The organism is Dellaglioa sp. CoH-57-MRSF-17 (genome assembly GCF_056782015.1).
Genome location: NZ_JBXAXY010000058.1, coordinates 1 through 419, shown reverse-complemented (window position 1 = coordinate 419; position 419 = coordinate 1). Strand labels below are relative to the sequence as shown.

The window sequence follows — 419 nt, the reverse complement described above, 5'->3', positions numbered from 1 at the left end:
GCCAGACCCTGCGAAGCTGGTACCATCACGCCCCCCAAAACTGATGCTGAGGCGGGCGGAAGAGTGTAGTTGCCACCCGAGGGCTTGTTGGTTAGATCGTTATAGCTGCCGGTGAACGCAACAGGTGCCAAATCCCCGGGAGCCACACCTATGCTGATGATCGCACCAGTGTTGTCGAGAGTGTAAAACTTTCGGTCCGGGAAGTTTATGGACAACTGTCCCTGAAGAAGCTGAGCCGTAGTTGGCCGGGCACCCGCCGTTATCAGGCGCGGGTGCTGAACAGGAATGTTCGCTGTTGTCATTTTGTTTTCCTAATTAACCTATCACGCCACCATCTATGACAAGAGCCGTGATATACGAAAGCGGAATTGCATCGCTCGGATTGACTGGCGTAGCAATACCGTTGAGCACCTGTGATC

1 protein-coding gene is annotated in these 419 nt (G+C 53.9%); it reads right to left on the bottom strand.

Going from position 1 to position 419, the window contains the following annotated elements; all coding sequences use genetic code 11:
• A partial coding sequence (locus tag AC1RPJ_RS07850; protein ID WP_481762855.1) for a hypothetical protein occupies positions 1-302 on the bottom strand: 302 nt, incomplete at its 3' end.
• Between the last annotated feature and the right edge of the window lie 117 nt (positions 303-419).